Origin of the sequence: Pedomonas sp. (assembly GCF_036515995.1) — a bacterium.
Lineage (GTDB): Bacteria > Pseudomonadota > Alphaproteobacteria > Sphingomonadales > Sphingomonadaceae > Pedomonas.
Genome location: NZ_DATBUP010000119.1, coordinates 1 through 16,188, shown reverse-complemented (window position 1 = coordinate 16,188; position 16,188 = coordinate 1). Strand labels below are relative to the sequence as shown.

The window sequence follows — 16,188 nt, the reverse complement described above, 5'->3', positions numbered from 1 at the left end:
GGGCCCCCCGTTGACAGAGGCACCTGGCGAGGGCACCTCTTGGGGTATGAGCACGCAAGACACTTCACGGCCGACACCGCCCATTCAGGTGACCATCGTTCCGGTCACTCCGTTCCAGCAGAACTGCAGCCTCGTCTGGTGCACCAGGACCATGCGCGGCGCGTTCATCGACGCGGGCGGGGATATCGACCAGCTGCTGGCGGCGGCCGAGCAGCATGGCGTTCAGATCGAGAAGCTGCTGGTGACCCACGGGCACCTCGACCACTGCGGCGTGACGGCGGAACTGGCGGAAAAGCTGGGCGTGCCCATCGAGGGGCCGCACGAGGACGACCTGTTCTGGATCGAGGGGCTGGAGCACCAGGCGAAGTCCTACGGCTTCCCGCCCGCGCGCAGCTTCGTGCCGGACCGCTGGCTGCACGACAACGACACCGTGACGGTGGGCGAGCAGACGTTTCAGGTGCGCCACTGCCCCGGCCACACGCCGGGCCACGTGATCTTCTACCACGAGGGCGTGAAGCTGGCGTTCGTGGGGGACGTGCTATTCCAGGGCTCGATCGGCCGCACCGATTTTCCCAAGGGCAACCTCGAGGATCTGGTGAACGCCATCACCACGCGGCTGTGGCCGCTGGGCGATGACGTGCATTTCGTGCCCGGCCATGGCCCCATGTCCACCTTCGGGCAGGAGCGGCGGAGCAACCCGTTCGTGAGCGACAGCGCCCTGCGCCAGCGGGCCTGACGGATCGGGGAGCCTGAACCGCTTTTATCCGTTAAGGATGTGAACCGTCTTTCCAACAGGGACACGTGCTCACATGCCCTTGCTGCTGTTTCTCGTGCTGGTGGCGCTGGTTGCCACCTTCGGATTCTGGGACACGCTGGCCGCCATTCTGGGCGGCGTGGCGGTGGTGCTGGTAATCGTGCTGATCCTGGCGATCATTGCCGGCATCATCGGCTGGCGCTGGTGGAAGCGCGTAACGCGGCGTTACCGCTGACGGGGTGGCAGCAGTATTTGATGCAGCAAGCCTGACCAGGCGCTGGCGCGGATCAGAACACCAGAACCGGCACGGAGAGGAACTGGCCTGCCTTGCGCGCCGCCAGACCCAGCAGCTTGTCGGTCAGCCGGCCGAGGCAGGGGCTTTCCTTCGCACCGGTGGCCGCGCCTTCGGCCGGAGGCATGGGCCGGTCCGCCGCCTGCGGGCACCTCTGCGCCTCCGGCAGGACGGTGGTGAACGCCTGCGGCCCGGCCGCGTCATTCATCGCCAGGGCCGTGGTGGGCGCGCGGGCGGTCTGGGCGGTGAAGGTTTCGGGGGCCGCGCCGAGCGCGGGCGTTGCCGCCAGCAGGAGGCAGGCGAGGCCAAGGCCGCCTGCCTTGGCGGTACTGCGCCGGTGTATTCCAAAACGCCGAGTCGTCATGGTGTTCTCTCCCCTCGAATGAAGTTCCCACGACTGGTGCGTGGCACGCTTAACGACGCTTTTTGATTAGCGAAAAATCATTAGCGCGGCGCGTGGGCGCTGCCAGCAGTCCAGCGCCTGCCCGTGAGCTTTGTGCGCCGAACGGCGGCGACCGTAACGGCTTCGACCATTTTGAAGCAGACAGGGGGAAATCAACCTAAAGCATTTAAGATAAAGGAAAAACAGCGCCATGCTCAGGGTTGGGCATGCGATCTACGACTATCGAACCGTTGCCGCGGAGGGCGGTTTTCTGCATCCTAAAACTGAGCCGCCCGATTGCGGTTCCCCTGACAGGCATGAAAGACGGTAAGCTGAGAACAAGGCGGACTAGAACAGTGCTGACAAAAAGATGATATGCCGGAAAACGGCAAATCAAAAACAACAGGCCGGAAAACGGCACACCACAACAGGGCAGGTTAGAACAGGCGCATTGGAAAACGGCGGGTTGGAAAGTGGCCTGATCTGAACTGCAAAGCTGACCTGAAGCAAGCTGAGTGAAGGTGGGTTGCGACGGGCAGGATGCGTTGACGGGCCACGGGATCATGGGGCTTGATCCCGGTGGATCCGCACCTGAAGGGGGCAATCCAATGGCTGGAGCCGCAGGCGCTCGGGGTCAACACGGGGATCCTGAACACTGGAGGTTCTGAACCTTGGAGTTCCGAACCTAGGGGCCGGGTTTCTTAGGGCCGGGTTTCTTAGGCCGGGTTTCTTAGGGTCTGGGTTCTCAGGGCCCAGTGCCGGGCTGGAGCCGGGTTCATTGCCCGCGCTTCAGAGGCTTCGAGCCTTGGCGGGCTTCGGGCTTCGGGGGGCTCTGGCCAGCGGATCAGGCAATCGGGCGGCTCGACGGATCCGCAGCCAGTGAGTGACCAGCAGCCTGTGAGCGCCGCAGCCAGTGCTGCGGGGGCAATCATGGCGGGTCTCGTGTTCAGGCGGCGGTAGCCGATTTGGCTACAAGTAAAAATGACCGTTGGTGCAGTGGTCGGTGATCTGGAATCCAGGTGCCAGTATTACCAGGGTGCCAGTATTACAGTGGCCGGTGGCAGGGAATTAAAAGGATCGCGAGTGCCGGCCGGTGTCTGGGTACTGGCGAGCTGCGGACCTGGGCTCTGGCAAGCTGGGGTTCTGGCAAACTCGAGCTCCGGGCAGGCTAGAACCTCGGCAAGCTGGGGCTCTGGCAAGTTGGGGCTCGGGCAGGCCAGTTTTCCCAGCATCCAATATTCCAGCGTCCGGTTTCCTCAAAAAAAAATGATTGTCTCGCAAGAACATTTCCGAACGCGTTTTTAGGCGGTTGCTTCCTGCGATGTTGCCTCTGCGGTGCAAATATCGCTTCCGATCTCCCCCAGTGCCGCCCCTGTCTGGTCAGCTTTCAGGGTCGAACCTGAAAGGACAGGGGTGGCCAACGGGAGGGGCGCCTCAGGCTTGCCAGTGGCGGGCATGAAAGAGGGAGCGGAAGCGCGCCGAGCAACAGAAACGGGGCAGGGTGGATCACCTGGCGGGCAGGGAAGGTCATCCGGGGATCACAGGCGCGATGAAGTTCATGGGCGCGACGAAGCAGGGGCTGATGTGCCCCGATCCGTTTTCCATCGTATGGATTGGGAAGGGCTCTAGAGCCTTGTCCAATCCGATTGCATCAGATCGCGGCTCTAAACTCTTTGCTGATCGCCCTTTTGTTCAGCGCAGGGTGTGCCACCCTGCTCGAAAGCTGCTCTAAAGCTTGCGCATGAGAATGCAGACGACGGCCATCCATTCGGGTGTGGGCAGGGTGACGGGCTGAGCCGCCCAGGTGAGCGGTACGACTTGAAGCTCATCGGGCGTGGCGGACATCAACCGTCCGAAGACGAGGCCGCCAGTGTCCTCGCTGCCGGTGCCGGCGGTCCCGGTGCTGGCAGTTCCGATGCTGCTGGGGTCTGTGGCCTTGCCCCTGCCCGCCGGGCCATCGCCGGGAAGGGGGACGAGAACATCCTTGTTGAGACCGAGGGTGTAATCCTGCGGGGCGAGGCGGGTGAGCCACACCTCATCGCCGGCGCGGTACTCACCCTGCGCCACCTCGACGGTCAGGCCGATCAGATCGGGTTGCACCCGCGGCGCGGCGAGCATCATCGGGCGGCGCGGACGCTCTGGGCCTGCCGCGCCGAGAATGGCTGCAACCGGCACGTCCGGGCGGTCAGGCAGGTGGACCAGTTCGGAAGGATCCACGTCCAGAGCTTCGGCAATGCGGTTGAGCCAGCCGACGGAGACCGTGCGGGTGCCGGTTTCAAGCCGGCCGATGGTCTGGGCCGTGGTCGGTGGAGCGCAGCGGGCTGCGACCTCCGCCAAGGTCAGCCCTTTTGCCTTGCGAACCTCGCGGATGCGCGTTTGCATTCGACTTTTTCCCCCACCGCAAAGGTACTTTTTACTGTCCTACAGAAGCCCCGGTCCGGTAGTTGAGTCAACACGGTAAAGATGTGAAACGACCATCCTGGAGGCCGGTATGACTGTCAGAACTACAGTTAAGCTGAGAAGCAGCCACGAAAAATCGCAATCCGGTGCGGCGTTTGCTACGCAAGACGACTCGCCGCTTGCCTGGCTGAAACGCCACCGTCACCTGTCTGACCGACAGGCTGACGCAGCGGAGCGCCTGCAGCAAGACTATTATATTTCCAGCCTGTCGCCGCAGGTCACCCAAGGGTGGGACATGCTGCCCGCATCCCGGGTGCGGCGCGGCCCGCACGAGCATCTGGACCTGACCGAACGGCAGATCGCAGCACGGCAGCGCATTCACGAGGCCATGGCCGCCCTGGGCCACGGGCTGGCAGACGTGCTGTGGCGCGTGGTGTGCGAAGGCACCGGGCTGGATGCGGCAGAGCGGGCGCTCGGCTGGCCGCGGCGGGCCGGAAAGCTGGTGCTGTGTCTGGCGCTCGATCGACTGGCTGATCATTACCGCCTGCCGGGCGGCTCCCCTTTTTTTGCCCCAAGATAGGAAAAAGCCTATTGACTATCGTCACGATACTTTGTACAAATCGAATCACGGTGGAAAATTGTGTTCCGGGCTGAGCCCGGGTCGGCATCAGGGCGGCGGTCAGGACAGACCAGCCGCCCTGATGCGTTTGGGGCGGCTGCCCGGCGCGGGCGCAGGCGGATGACAGGCAGGAGGGGGGCACCATGGGCGAACAGACGTCAGCACTTCGCAAGACCAGGCAGGCGTCTGCCCGGCCGAAAGCCGAGACGCGAGTGGAAGCGCCCGTCTCAAAGGCAAAGGCGAAAACCAGCACAGGCCGGGCGGGAGCAGGGGCAAAGGCTGGCCCCAAGGCTGCACCGAAGGCAGCCCTGAAAGAGGTGGTGGATGAGGCAGCAAAAGCTCGCCCGAAGGTAGCGCCAAAAGCAGCTCCGAAATCCGCCTCAAAAGCTGACCCGAAAGCTGCCCTAAAAGCTATCAGGGCAAGATCCGCCGCGAAACCGACAGGGGTGGAGCCGGAAGACCTGAAGCCGGAGGCAACCAGCTCCGCACCGGAGGAGACCCCGGCTCCCCTTGCAAGCCCGCGCCAACCGGTGCGGCTCTGGACCAGCCGGGTGCGCACGGCGTTCCTCGAGGCGCTGGCCGATCTGGGGCAGGTGCGGGCGGCGGCGCGAGCGGCGGGCGTGTCTCCCCAGAGGGTGTACCGGGAGCGGCAGAAATGCCCGGAATTCGCGAAGGCATGGAAAGAGGCCATGGACCTGGCACTGGATGCGCTGGAGGAAACGCTGCTCGACCGGGCAATGAACGGGGTGGAAAAGCAGGTCTATTACGGCGGCAAGTCCTGCGGCTCGGTGCGGCAGTATTCCGATGCGCTCGCCATGTTCCTGCTGCGGGCGAGACGGCCGGAAACCTACGGCCGCGCCGCAACGGGCGAGGCGCAGGCCGCGCCGTCCGCAACCGGAGAGAAGCCGGGGGATCGGAGCGAAGGCAGGGACGACCCCATCGCGCTGATCGAGGCGCGGCTGCGCATGCTGGCAGCATGCGGCGCGGGCGGTCCGGGCACGCAAGACGGGTAGCAATTCCAGCCGGACGAATTTCCGCAGCGCAACCGGCTGCCGCGAACACGCTGGTTTAATATTAGGCACAGGAGTGTCAGCTTTGACACTTTGCCGCGTGTTTGCAGGCGGCGGCACGGGAAGAGCAGCCTTTGCGCGGGGCGAGCGGTGAGGGCCATCGGCTGCCCCGGTTTTTGTATTTCCGAGAGCTGCGGGACGTCCTGTTCCTGCGCACATCACACTCTGCAACCCATGCGAACGGGGGCAAGACAATGGATCAGGGTTACGCACAGGCGGGCCGGGCTGACGCCGTGTCGCTGGCCATGCGCCTGGCGCGACTGCCGGAGGCGGATCGGTTCGCGCTGTGGCGTGCGCTGGGGCCGGACGGTGCTGCGCGGCTGCTGCATGACTGGCGGTTCTGGGGGCGGCCGGGCCAATTGCCGCCGCCGGGTGACTGGAGGGTGTGGCTGGTGCTGGCCGGGCGCGGATTCGGCAAGACCCGCGCCGGCGCCGAATGGGTGCGCACCGTGGCAACCCACGGCTGCTCCGCACCGGCCGAAAGGCCGTTCGGGATACAGGCGGGCGGACTAATTCCTACACAGGAGTGTCACCTACGACAGTTTGCTGGATATTCTGGTGCGGAAGGTTGGGGCGCTGGAGATACTGGTTCTGAGGCCGGAGGTTTGACCTCAGGAAATCCTGGTTCCGGCGACTTGGCGGCGCGTGGTTTGAAGGCAGGTTTTTCGCATCCCGATGAACTAAATTTGGCTTGCCCGGAACCCGGTGCTGGCGGGGCTGGTGAACGGGGGAAGAGCGGGCCTGACGCAGGTGCCGTTCAGTCGAACGCCCTTGAGGGCACGGCTTCCGAGAGACATGCCGCCCCTGAAGATGCACGGGAGGCGGGTGCTGGCGCGGGGGTATTCGCTGGCGGGCCGGTGCGGATCGCACTGGTGGCGGCAACGCTGGCGGAAGCGCGGGCGGTGATGGTGGAGGGGGAATCCGGCCTGCTCGCCATCGCGCCGCCGGGAGAGGAGCCGGTGTTCGAACCCGCGCTGCGTCGCCTGGTGTGGCGCAACGGCAGCGTGGCGTACCTGTACTCGGCCGACGCGCCCGAGCAGCTGCGTGGCAGCCAGCATCATTTCGCCTGGTGCGACGAAGCTGCCAAGTGGCGCAATGCGGAAACCGTGTGGGCCAATCTGGAAATGGGCCTGCGGCTGGGTCCGCGCCCGCGCGTGCTGGTGACGACAACGCCGCGCCCGGTGCCGCTGGTGCGCCGCCTGCTGGCAGACCCGCGGGTTGCGGTGACGCGCGGCGCCACATGGGACAATAGCGCCAACCTGCCGCAAAGTTTTCTGGACGCAATGACCGCCACCTACGGCGGCACCCGGCTGGGGCGGCAGGAACTGGAAGGCGAAATGGTGGAGGCGGTGGAAGGGGCGCTGTGGTCGCCGGAGCTGATCGAGCGCAACCGGGTGGAGGCGGCGTCGCTGCCGGCCAGCCCCTACGCCCGCGTGGTGGTGGCGGTGGACCCGCCCGTCACCGGCGGTCCGGAGGCAGACGCCTGCGGGATCATCGTCGCCGCGCTGGGGGCAGACGGCCATGGCTACGTGCTGGCTGACCGCTCGGTGCAAGGCGCAAGCCCGGATGGCTGGGCGCGGGCAGTCGCCGCCGCCGCCAGCGATTTCGAGGCCGAGCGCATCATTGCCGAGGCCAACAACGGCGGCGATCTGGTGGCGCTGGTGCTGCGCTCCGCCGGGTGCCCCGCGCCGATCAAGCTGGTGCGCGCCAGCCGGGGCAAGGCCGCCCGGGCCGAACCGGTGGCCGCCCTCTACGAGCAGGGCCGGGTGCACCACACCGGCGGCCTGCCCAGGCTGGAAGACGAACTGTGCGGCCTGCTGCCGGGCGGCGGATACGTGGGGCCGGGCCGCTCGCCCGACCGCGCCGACGCACTGGTGTGGGCGCTGACCGAGCTGATGCTGGCAACGAGCCCCATGCCGCGCGTGCGGGCGATTTAAGGGGGCTTTTGGAAACTGGAGGGTGAGGTTTTTCGCAGGAGGGCCCCGTGGGCGGAGGCGCACAGACTTTCAGGACCCCTCCTGCACCTCCCATTTTGATTTAATGGGCCGTGCTTGTCCGAGCTGCTGGCGTTGCCTGAAGGGGCGCGTATTGGGGGTGAATGATGGGCCTGAGTAATACGGGCGCATAAGTGTCAGATTTGACACTTTGCCGGGTGTTTTGAATGGGGGCTGCCGGTGGAGATTGATGCGGCCATGCGGCGGGGGTGGCGGAGAATAAATACGTAAGATCATTCGGTTTGATAAGTGGCCTAGGTGACACTTTGCCGATGATGTGACGTGCGGAAGGGAGTGGCTGCCCGTGCGAGGCGATGGGAGCCGAGGTTTCAGGTGTGGCGGCCCAAGGCGGTGGATCAGCGGAACACATAATTCGATCGTATAAGTGGCACCTTTGACACTTTGCCCATTTTTTTGCGGGCGATGAGTTGTGGGGGGACGGGGGCTGGATGGATGGCGATTTTTGACACCGGCGAGTTGGACGGCTGGCGAGCTGGTTGGCGGGGCGAGGCGATGGGAGCCGAAGTTTCAGGTGTGGCCGCCCAAGGCGGTGGATCAACGGAACACATAATTCGATCGTATAAGTGGCACCTTTCACACTTTGCCCATTTTTTTTGGGGCGATGAGTTGTGGGGCGGGGAGTTGGGTGATGGAGGGGGCTGGATGGACGGCGATTTTTGATACCGGCGGGCTGGACGGATGGCGAGCTGGGTGGCGGGGCCTGGGATTTAACGCACGGCTGCACGACTGCAAGAGGGCACTGAGGCAGGGAGCACGGGGGTGCGAAGCCGCAGCCACTGGGGCATAGAACGCGGAGCACAGGGCACGGAGCCACAAGGACTGAAGGCCATAGTTGCACTGCTGCCGGCATGGCACTTTGAAGATGGATGCTGGTCCGGTGCGGTGCTGGGTTAATGAGCCGTGGCCTCAAGGCGCTGAAGCAGCGTGCGCGCAGAGCGAAATACCCGGCAGTGGGCGAGTGCAGGCATAAAAAGAATGAACGGCGCGGATCTGATGTAGTCAGATCGGAGAAAACCTCAACGTGCCTGAGTGCCGAGAGGATGAGTGCCAGGAGGCGGGGGCGCGCACCGGGATATCCAGTGTGCTGTTCGGTTCGCCGGCGTGCGGTCGAGAAAATTAAACTGTCGGCTCGCGCTGTCACTGTGGGTGGAAATTTTATCTGAAACGGGCGGCGGCAACGGCTCGGGTTGCGGTTGCCGGATGGCGCACGGAATAAAATCAATAAAGGCGGCAGCCTGTATTTTCGCTCAGCGAGTGGCGGGATGGCAGGCTTGCAAAAAAGGAATATCGCGAAAAATCATAAATCCAGAATCCCAGAATGCGCCGGACAGCGCGACCGGAGAAACGAAGGGGGTGCAGGGGCTATGGACCCCTGCAAAACAAAAAAGAAAATCTCGAAAAATTCATTCTGAAAATCGCACGATCATGACGGAGGGCGACATGGAGTTTTCACTGCTGCCATGGCGGCGGAAGGGCGCGTCTGCGCGGGGCGGGTCGAAATGGGGCGCGTCAAAACGGGGAGGCGCGCCGCTGGCGGTGCTGACGGGCTGGCCGGTGGGCTCGCCGGTCAGGGGATATGAAGCGCAGGTGCGGGAGAGCTATCTGCGCAACACCATCGCGCAGCGGGCGGTGCGGCTGGTGGCGGAAAGCGCGGCGTCGGCCCCGTGGGTGAGTTCGCCTGCCGGGCATCCGGCGTTGCAATTGCTGGCCAGCCCGAACCCGGGGCAGCCGGGGGCGGCGTTCATCGAGGCGCTGGCGAGCCATCTGGTGCTCTCGGGCAATGCCTATGTGGAGGTGGTGCTGGGGCCGGACGACAGCCCGATGGAGCTGCACCTGCTGCGCCCGGAGCGGGTGACGGTGGTGCCGGGGCCGACGGGCTGGCCGCAGGAATATCGGCACACGGTTGGCGGAGTGGTGACGCGCTATGGCGTTGATCCGGTGACGGGGCGGGGGGACTTGCTGCACATTCGCGCCTTTCACCCGCTGGACGATCACTATGGCCTGTCTCCGCTGGAGGCGGCGCAGCTGGCCATTGAAACCCACAACGCGGCGGGGCGGTGGAACAAGGCGCTGCTGGACAATGCGGCGCGGCCGTGCGGCGCGCTGGTTTTCGAGCCGGGACAGGGCGCAACCCTGACACAGGACCAGTTCGACCGGCTGAAGGCGGAAATGGAAGCTGGCTTTCAGGGCGCGGCCAACGCCGGTCGGCCGCTGCTGCTGGAGGGCGGGCTGAAATGGCAGCCGCTGTCCCTGTCTCCGGCGGAGCTGGATTTCATCGAGGCGCGCAACGCGGCGGCGCGGGAAATCGCGCTGGCCTTCGGCGTGCCGCCCATGCTGCTGGGCCTGCCGGGCGACAACACCTATGCCAACTACAGCGAGGCCAACCGGGCGCTGTGGCGGCTGACCGTGCTGCCGCTGCTGGGCAAGATCGCCAGCAGCCTGTCGGCCTACCTCGGTCACTGGTGGGAAGGATTGCACCTGGACATCAGCCGCAACGCCATCCCGGCGCTGGCGATGGACCGGGAGCGACTGTGGCGGCAGGTGGCGGCGGCGGACTTCCTCTCGGCAGAGGAAAAGCGGCACCTGCTGGGGCTGGACCGGGACTGTGACGGATAACTTTACAACTGGAATAACTCAGCAGGCGGGGCAGGCGGCCAAGGCTCTGAAAAACCGGCAGAAAGCGAAACTGGACCGGAAATTGCAAAGCTTGGCGCAAGAAAAGAACGGCAGTGGGAGAGTGCGTTGAAGACGATGCTGAAAGCCGGGGCGGCAAGCCTCGCCATGATGATGATGGCCGCAACCTCGCCCGCGCAGGCCGTGCCGGACGTGGAATTCGATATTCCGGACGGCCATCAGGTCAGCGCCGTGCAAATGGCCAAGGCGCTGGTGGACGCGCTGGAGACGGCGGACGACATTCAGCGCCCGCTGCTGCTGCAGGCGCTGGCCCGGGTGCTGGAACTCTCGCCGGACGCCGTGATTGCCGATTCGACGAAGGACAGGCCGGCTCCGGTCTATTGAGAGTGCGGAAATTAACCATACTGTGCGGTCAGAATCGCTGAATTCATTGCGGAATTTTTATAAGGGCTGGATTGTTCGTTAAAATCGGGCAATAAGCGCAGCGAACTCCTCCTTGCCATTTCCCGAGGCTGGAGGATCAAGGGGTCGAAGCCGTACGCTTCGGCCCTTTTCTGTTTTCAGCGCCTGCCTGCCCGCATTCACCCAACCATAAAAATGAAAATGGGGAGAGAGGCATGAGCGACGGTGGCAGGCCGGGCGGGGCAATGCCCGGCGAGACACTTTCCGGTGATACGATGCTCGGCGCACTGCTGCGGCAGGCGCACGGCGAGGGCGCCTCCATGGTGACGCTGCGCGCCTTGTGGGAGGAAGCCGCCGACGCCGGCGCCGCCCGCGCGCTGGCCCGGCTGGGGCTGGCGGACGGACGCGCCGGCGCCGACATTTCCGAATTGCGCGAACTGCTCTCCGCCTGGCGGGACGTGCGCCGCTCCGCCCGCAACGCGCTGATCGGCTGGCTGGTGCGGCTGACGCTGGCCGGACTGGTGGTGGGACTGGCGGTGAAGCTGAAACTGCTGGGCGGGGTGCGGTAGGGTATGTGTGTGTGGCGGCTGGGGGTTTGAGCTTCGCTTTGAATGCAGGGGGATCTTGATCCCCCTGCGACCCCCTGTTCGTTTTTTCGGGCCGTGCGTGTGGGCTGGAGGGGCGGGTTGGAAGGGGGTTTTTACAAGGCCCCGCGCTGCCGGTTCGGCTGGAGAGAGGATGGGAGAAGGGGCGCTGATATTCCTTGAAATCATTCAGCGCAATATGGGTGGCAGGCTCTGTTCCGGTCTCAGGAACGGGGCGTGGCGCATTATTTCAGGCGCGGCCGGATAGAGAAGAATAAATCCGGGATGCGGGGGCGCTGCTCAGGCGCACGGCTCTGGATAAAATCGGGAGGTTGCCAGGAGGGACTTGTCCCTCCTGCGTAAAGCGGCGTCAGCCGCACAGGACACTCCGAACTCAAAAGCGAGACACAAAAATGGACGGGGAGAGACACGACCCGGCAAGCCTGCGGTTTGCCGGATACGCGAGCATTTTCCATGAGGCGGACAGCGGCCGGGACGTGGTGATGCCCGGCGCATTCGAGCGGGCTTTGCGAGACGTGGGGCGCGAGGCGGGGCGGGGCGCGGTGCCGCTGTTGTGGCAGCACGAGGCGCGCGAGCCGATCGGGCGGATCGAGCGGATGAGCGCGGATGAGCGGGGGCTCAGGGTCATCGGCCAGATTGCTCTGGGCACGCGGCGCGGGCGGGATGCGGCGGCGCTGATCCGGGCGAAGGCGCTGACGGGCCTGTCTATCGGCTACCGGGTGCGGCGCGCCGAGGTGGACAGGAAGCAGCGGCTGCGGCGGCTGCTGGATGTGGAGCTGATCGAAATTTCTCTTGTGACCTTTCCCATGCAGCCGCGGGCGCGGGTGCTGGGAGTGGAGACTGTGGTGGCGTCTGCGTGGGACATGACATCTGTGGAGACGGTTGATGGACGGATATGAAATCAAGGGCGTGATGGGGCTGGACGACGTGTTTGCAGGCGCAGGCCCAGGCGCAGGTGTTGGAGCAGAAGCCCAGGCGGGCGCGGCGGATGGCGGCGCAGAGGCTGGAATGCAGGGCCGGATCGAGGAGAAGATGGCGCAGCTGGCGCGCACCGTGCAGGTGCTCGACCGGCGCGTGGCGGAAGTGGTGGGCGCGGCGCGCCGTCCGCTGCTGGGGGCAGCGGCCTCGGGGCCGGGCGAGATGAAATCCGGCCGCATGGATGACACCCACCGGGCCGCCTTCACGGACCGCTACCTGCGCAAGGGGCTGGAGACGGGCCTTGCGGGGCTTGAGGCGAAGTCCATGAACATCACGGCGCCGGGGGATGGCGGCTATGCGGTGCCGGAGGCGATCGACCAGATGATCGAGACGCGGCTGCGGGATATTTCCCCCATCCGGCAGGTGGCGACGGTGGTGCAGGTGGGCACGGCCAACTACCGCAAGCTGGTGGCGACCAGCGGCTTTGCCTCCGGCTGGGTGGCAGAGACGGCGCAGCGCCCGGAAACGGCCGCGCCGAGCTTCAGCGAGATCAGCCCGCCGTGGGGCGAGCTGTACGCCAACCCCGCCGCGACGCAGGCCATGCTGGACGATGCGGTGTTCGACGTGGAGAGCTGGCTGGCGGGGGAGATCTCGCTGGAATTCGCCAGCCGGGAGGGCGCGGCGTTCATTTCGGGCAACGGCACCAACCGGCCCAAGGGCTTCCTTGCCTACCCCACCGCCGCCACGGGCGATGCCACCCGGCCGTTCGGCACGCTGCAATATGTGGCGGCGGGCGCGGCCGGAAATTTCGGCGCGAGCGATGCGGCGGATAAGCTGATCGATCTGGTGCATGCGCTGCGCCCGGCCTACCGGCAGGGGGCGGTGTTCCTGATGAACTCGGCAACGCTGGCGCGCATTCGCAAGCTGAAGGACGGGGAGGGGAATTTCCTGTGGCGTCCCTCGCTTGCCGAAGGGCAGCCGGCGACGCTGCTGGGGTATCCGGTGATCGAGGCGCAGGACATGCCGGACATTGCGGCGGACAGCTACGCCATCGCCTTCGGTAATTTTGCCCACGGCTATGTGATTGCCGAGCGCACGGGCACGCGGATCCTCAGGGATCCGTATTCCAACAAGCCGTTCGTGCACTTCTACGCAACGCGGCGGATCGGCGGTGCGGTAGTCAATTCCGAGGCGATCAAGCTGATGAAATTCTCCGTCAGCTAAGGGTGTTTTTTCTGACAGGCGCGAGGGGGCGGAGACGCCCCCTTGCCGATTTTTCTCAATTCGGCAGGAGGCAGGACCATGGCCCTGCGCGGTATGGCGACCGGAGGGTGCAGTTTCGCCCTGCCGGGAGAATATGACGATACGGCGGATCTTTCCGTTTTCCTGTGGGCCCGCAGCGGCGGCGCGGACACGACGAGCGCGCGGCTGCTCACCCTGATCAATGCCGAGCGGACGCGCGGCTGCATCGTGCATCTGGGCGGCGGGGTGAGCGGCTCCAGCCAAGTGAGCGACGTGGTGATCTCGGCCGCATCAGGGGTGGAGGCCAACTGGGGCTCTTCGCTCACCCAGGGCGGGCGGGGGCGCGCCATCGTCTCGGGCCTCTCCGACACGGTGTTCAGCCCGCTGGCATTTTCGATGCGCGGCAGCGGGGCGGCGGACAATACGGGCCATTCCGGCGCGATGCAGCTGCACGAGGTGTGGTGGAAGGGCGGCCTTGCGGCCATTGCCTCAACGAGCACGGCCTCCGCCCTGCCGGCCCAGGGCGGCAAGGTGGTGCTGCTGTGCCGGGAGGCTTCCAACCTCAGCGCCTTCAATGGCTGGGTGGCGGAGGTGGCGGTGTGGCAGGGCCACCGGCTGACCAGCGAGGAGGCGGCGCGGCTGTCGCACGGGGCCTCGCCGATGCAGATCATGCCGGAGAAGCTGCTGTTCTACCGCTCGTTCCGCACCGGGCTGGTGGCCGAGGCGGGAGACATGCCGCTGACCATGATCAGCAGCGGCGTGAGCGTGGATGCGGCAACGCATCCGTTCTTTCTGATCGAGGGCGCGCGCGGCGTGCATGGCATGGCGAGCGGCAGTCCGCTGCTGACGGGAGGCGGGCCGGGAGAGGGCGAGGGTCCGGGAGAGGGAGGGGAGCCGGGGCCGGGCGAGGGCGGAGACGGCCTTGCGCCGCAGGACGGCATTTTGCGGCACCGGGTGCGCGCGGTGTCGCTTGCCGCGCTGCGGGACCGGTGCCGGGATGATGCGTGGCACGTGCCGCCGGATCAGCGGCACATGGATGTGGGGCGCTGCTGAGAGCGGCGGATTTTCAAATAAACCGGGGAGGAAGTGCATGGGTAAACGGGTGCATGACGATGTGCTGGACGGTGCGCTTGGCATCGTGCGCGGCCATACGACCAAGATGGTGGCATGCTCGGCAGAGCCTGCCAGCTTCAGTGCGGCCAACGGCAGCCTGAAACTGGCGGAAGTGGCAATGAGCGCCGCGGATTTCAGCATCGGCAACGGGGCGGCGTCCGGCCGCCGGGTGACGGTGGCGCAGAAGCTGGGCGTGGCGGTGACCGCCAGCGGCACGGCGGATCATGTGGCGCTGCTGGACGAGGGGGCGGCTCGCCTGCTGTATGTGACCACCTGCACGCCGCAGAGCCTGACGCAGGGCACGAGCGTGAATTTCGGCAGCTGGGACGTGGAGATCAACGACCCGGCGTAGTCCCCGAAAAAATCAAACGGACAGAAAAATCAGAAATCAGAGCCGCCTTCGGGGCGGCTTTTTTCATGGGCTCTGGGCGGGAGGAATTTCCGTGGGGATATACCTGAAGGACCCGGGCGCAAGCCTGGATTACGCCATTGACTGGGGCGCGGCGCTGGACGGCGCAAGCATTGCGCAAAGCCGGTGGGCGGTGGAGCCGGAGGAGACCGGCGGGCTGCGGGCCGCAGCCGATTTCCGGGAAGACGAACGCACGGCGGTGACGCTGGAAGGCGGCGTGCCGGGCCGATTGTACCGGGTGGCGAACACCGTCACCCGCAGCGACGGGCGGGTGGATGTGCGCTCCCTCGTCATTCGGACGGAGGCGCGGTGATGACGACGACATGGCTGGAAGGACCGGCGTCGGAGCCGGTGTCCGTGACCGAGGCGCGGGCCTACCTGCGCATCGAATGCGGGGAGGAGGACGCGGGGCTGGCCGGTTTCCTGAAGGTGGCGCGGGAGCTGTGCGAGGCCTTCACCGGGCAGGTGCTGATCGCGACGCGCTACTCTGAACGCAAGCCGTTCGACGCGGCGCAGAACAGCGGCGTGCCGTGGAGCGCGGGGCGCTGCGTGCGGCTGGGCAAGATGCCGCTGCGGCAGATCATGTCAGCGACGCTGGTGAGCCGGGACGGCACGCGCACGGCACTGGGCTTGCCGGATTTCGACATTGCCGAGAACGCTCGCGGCCAGACGCTGCTGCGCATGACGTTCCTGCCGCCGGCGGGAGCCGCGCTGGAAGTGGATTACTGGGCGGGGATGGGCAGCGACTGGAACGGCGTGCCCGAGGCGCTGCGCCAGGGGATCTTGCGGCTGGCGGCGCATCTGTACGCGCACCGCGACCGGCCGGACGACACCGGCCCGCCGCTGGCGGTGGCGGCGCTGTGGCGGCCGTTTCGCGTGGGGAGGCTGGCATGACCGGAGCCGAATTTCTGGGGCGCATGCGCGAGCGGGTGACGTTCGAGGCCTTCACCGGACTGGACGATGGCCTTGGCGGTGTGACGCGCGGCTGGCGGCGCGTCGCCAACGGCTGGGCGGCGATCGAGATGGTGGCGGTGAAGGAGGAAACGGTGGCGCAGCAGCACGCCCGCGCCATTCGCTACCGGCTGGTGGCGCGCAAGCCGCCGGGGCTGAACCCGGGCTGGCGGGTGCGGTGGCGCAACCGGCTGCTCGGCATCACCGCGCTGGCGGATGTGGACGGGCGGCCCGAGCTGGTGCTGCTGCAGGCGCGGGAGGAGACGGTGTCATGAGCGGATTTTCGGAGCGGCTGAAAGACGCGGGCGCGCGGCAGGGGCGGCGCGCGGCGCGGGCTCTGGCGGAGCGGTTGCGGGCGGAGGCCGCCGCGCTTGCGCCGGGG

18 protein-coding genes and 1 pseudogene are annotated in these 16,188 nt (G+C 66.1%); 17 read left to right on the top strand and 2 right to left on the bottom strand.

The genetic code is table 11. The features are described from left to right. Positions 1–46 precede the first annotated feature (46 nt). Both VIG90_RS09245 and VIG90_RS09240 read left to right on the top strand, forming a co-directional pair. Entirely contained in the window at positions 47–736 is a 690-nt protein-coding gene (locus VIG90_RS09245) for an MBL fold metallo-hydrolase (protein WP_331593212.1), read from the top strand. Positions 737–809: 73 nt separating this feature from the next. Continuing rightward, positions 810–989, top strand: a complete 180-nt coding sequence (locus VIG90_RS09240; RefSeq protein WP_331593211.1) for a hypothetical protein — start codon at positions 810–812, stop codon at positions 987–989. 52 nt (positions 990–1,041) lie between these two features. Here the strand turns inward: VIG90_RS09240 and VIG90_RS09235 are convergent, their stop codons facing one another. After that, positions 1,042–1,410 (bottom strand): hypothetical protein, encoded by a 369-nt coding sequence (locus tag VIG90_RS09235; RefSeq protein ID WP_331593210.1) that lies wholly within the window; start codon positions 1,408–1,410, stop codon positions 1,042–1,044. A gap of 1,746 nt (positions 1,411–3,156) precedes the next feature. Then, a complete protein-coding gene (locus VIG90_RS09230) occupies positions 3,157–3,810 on the bottom strand; it encodes a helix-turn-helix transcriptional regulator (RefSeq protein ID WP_331593209.1) in 654 nt (217 codons plus the stop codon). A gap of 109 nt (positions 3,811–3,919) precedes the next feature. On the opposite strand from VIG90_RS09230, the gene VIG90_RS09225 reads away from it, so the two are divergent. The 15 genes and pseudogenes from VIG90_RS09225 to VIG90_RS09155 all read left to right on the top strand — a co-directional run bounded on the left by VIG90_RS09225 (position 3,920) and on the right by VIG90_RS09155 (position 16,081). Then, positions 3,920–4,408 carry a DUF6456 domain-containing protein gene (locus tag VIG90_RS09225; protein WP_331593207.1) on the top strand — a complete coding sequence of 163 codons (489 nt, stop codon included), beginning with the start codon at positions 3,920–3,922 and terminating at the stop codon, positions 4,406–4,408. 485 nt (positions 4,409–4,893) lie between these two features. Further along, positions 4,894–5,460 (top strand): hypothetical protein, encoded by a 567-nt coding sequence (locus VIG90_RS09220; RefSeq protein ID WP_331593206.1) that lies wholly within the window; start codon positions 4,894–4,896, stop codon positions 5,458–5,460. Between the two features lie 251 nt (positions 5,461–5,711). Next, positions 5,712–5,972, top strand: a pseudogene (locus tag VIG90_RS09215) (hypothetical protein); the annotation flags it as partial. Positions 5,973–6,374: 402 nt separating this feature from the next. Then, complete coding sequence (locus tag VIG90_RS09210) at positions 6,375–7,454, top strand: DNA-packaging protein (protein ID WP_331593235.1); 1,080 nt, start codon at positions 6,375–6,377, stop codon at positions 7,452–7,454. Between the two features lie 510 nt (positions 7,455–7,964). After that, the gene (locus VIG90_RS09205) at positions 7,965–8,192 is read left to right on the top strand and encodes a hypothetical protein (RefSeq protein ID WP_331593205.1); all 228 of its coding nucleotides are present in this window, start codon (positions 7,965–7,967) and stop codon (positions 8,190–8,192) included. A 780-nt stretch (positions 8,193–8,972) separates the two neighbouring features. Next, entirely contained in the window at positions 8,973–10,148 is a 1,176-nt protein-coding gene (locus tag VIG90_RS09200) for a phage portal protein (protein WP_331593204.1), read from the top strand. A 126-nt stretch (positions 10,149–10,274) separates the two neighbouring features. Then, complete coding sequence (locus VIG90_RS09195) at positions 10,275–10,550, top strand: hypothetical protein (RefSeq protein ID WP_331593203.1); 276 nt, start codon at positions 10,275–10,277, stop codon at positions 10,548–10,550. Between the two features lie 233 nt (positions 10,551–10,783). Continuing rightward, positions 10,784–11,137, top strand: coding sequence for a DUF6127 family protein (locus tag VIG90_RS09190; protein ID WP_331593202.1), 354 nt, complete (start codon positions 10,784–10,786; stop codon positions 11,135–11,137). 428 nt (positions 11,138–11,565) lie between these two features. Beyond that, the gene (locus VIG90_RS09185) at positions 11,566–12,072 is read left to right on the top strand and encodes an HK97 family phage prohead protease (protein WP_331593201.1); all 507 of its coding nucleotides are present in this window, start codon (positions 11,566–11,568) and stop codon (positions 12,070–12,072) included. Between the two features lie 133 nt (positions 12,073–12,205). Beyond that, positions 12,206–13,315 carry a phage major capsid protein gene (locus VIG90_RS09180; protein ID WP_331593234.1) on the top strand — a complete coding sequence of 370 codons (1,110 nt, stop codon included), beginning with the start codon at positions 12,206–12,208 and terminating at the stop codon, positions 13,313–13,315. Between the two features lie 78 nt (positions 13,316–13,393). Beyond that, positions 13,394–14,386, top strand: a complete 993-nt coding sequence (locus VIG90_RS09175) for a hypothetical protein (RefSeq protein ID WP_331593200.1) — start codon at positions 13,394–13,396, stop codon at positions 14,384–14,386. Positions 14,387–14,423: 37 nt separating this feature from the next. Continuing rightward, on the top strand, positions 14,424–14,798 hold the full coding sequence (locus VIG90_RS09170; RefSeq protein WP_331593199.1) for a hypothetical protein: 375 nt from the start codon (positions 14,424–14,426) through the stop codon (positions 14,796–14,798). Positions 14,799–14,889: 91 nt separating this feature from the next. After that, complete coding sequence (locus tag VIG90_RS09165; RefSeq protein WP_331593198.1) at positions 14,890–15,168, top strand: hypothetical protein; 279 nt, start codon at positions 14,890–14,892, stop codon at positions 15,166–15,168. Further along, positions 15,168–15,749, top strand: coding sequence for a head-tail connector protein (locus tag VIG90_RS09160; RefSeq protein ID WP_331593197.1), 582 nt, complete (start codon positions 15,168–15,170; stop codon positions 15,747–15,749). Before VIG90_RS09165 ends, VIG90_RS09160 begins: the two co-directional genes overlap by 1 nt. Next, on the top strand, positions 15,746–16,081 hold the full coding sequence (locus tag VIG90_RS09155) for a phage head closure protein (RefSeq protein ID WP_331593196.1): 336 nt from the start codon (positions 15,746–15,748) through the stop codon (positions 16,079–16,081). Before VIG90_RS09160 ends, VIG90_RS09155 begins: the two co-directional genes overlap by 4 nt. The last annotated feature ends 107 nt before the right edge of the window (positions 16,082–16,188 follow it).

Excerpts from the sequence above, each read along its gene's own strand:
- VIG90_RS09225 (WP_331593207.1), top strand. The coding sequence starts at position 3,920 with ATGACTGTCAGAACTACAGTTAAGCTGAGAAGCAGCCACGAAAAATCG.
- VIG90_RS09205 (WP_331593205.1), top strand. The coding sequence starts at position 7,965 with ATGGCGATTTTTGACACCGGCGAGTTGGACGGCTGGCGAGCTGGTTGG.
- VIG90_RS09180 (WP_331593234.1), top strand. The coding sequence starts at position 12,206 with ATGGCGCAGCTGGCGCGCACCGTGCAGGTGCTCGACCGGCGCGTGGCG.
- VIG90_RS09185 (WP_331593201.1), top strand. The coding sequence starts at position 11,566 with ATGGACGGGGAGAGACACGACCCGGCAAGCCTGCGGTTTGCCGGATAC.
- VIG90_RS09175 (WP_331593200.1), top strand. The coding sequence starts at position 13,394 with ATGGCCCTGCGCGGTATGGCGACCGGAGGGTGCAGTTTCGCCCTGCCG.
- VIG90_RS09155 (WP_331593196.1), top strand. The coding sequence starts at position 15,746 with ATGACCGGAGCCGAATTTCTGGGGCGCATGCGCGAGCGGGTGACGTTC.
- VIG90_RS09245 (WP_331593212.1), top strand. The coding sequence starts at position 47 with ATGAGCACGCAAGACACTTCACGGCCGACACCGCCCATTCAGGTGACC.
- VIG90_RS09230 (WP_331593209.1), bottom strand. The coding sequence starts at position 3,810 with ATGCAAACGCGCATCCGCGAGGTTCGCAAGGCAAAAGGGCTGACCTTG.
- VIG90_RS09160 (WP_331593197.1), top strand. The coding sequence starts at position 15,168 with ATGACGACGACATGGCTGGAAGGACCGGCGTCGGAGCCGGTGTCCGTG.
- VIG90_RS09170 (WP_331593199.1), top strand. The coding sequence starts at position 14,424 with ATGGGTAAACGGGTGCATGACGATGTGCTGGACGGTGCGCTTGGCATC.
- VIG90_RS09240 (WP_331593211.1), top strand. The coding sequence starts at position 810 with ATGCCCTTGCTGCTGTTTCTCGTGCTGGTGGCGCTGGTTGCCACCTTC.
- VIG90_RS09200 (WP_331593204.1), top strand. The coding sequence starts at position 8,973 with ATGGAGTTTTCACTGCTGCCATGGCGGCGGAAGGGCGCGTCTGCGCGG.
- VIG90_RS09190 (WP_331593202.1), top strand. The coding sequence starts at position 10,784 with ATGAGCGACGGTGGCAGGCCGGGCGGGGCAATGCCCGGCGAGACACTT.
- VIG90_RS09235 (WP_331593210.1), bottom strand. The coding sequence starts at position 1,410 with ATGACGACTCGGCGTTTTGGAATACACCGGCGCAGTACCGCCAAGGCA.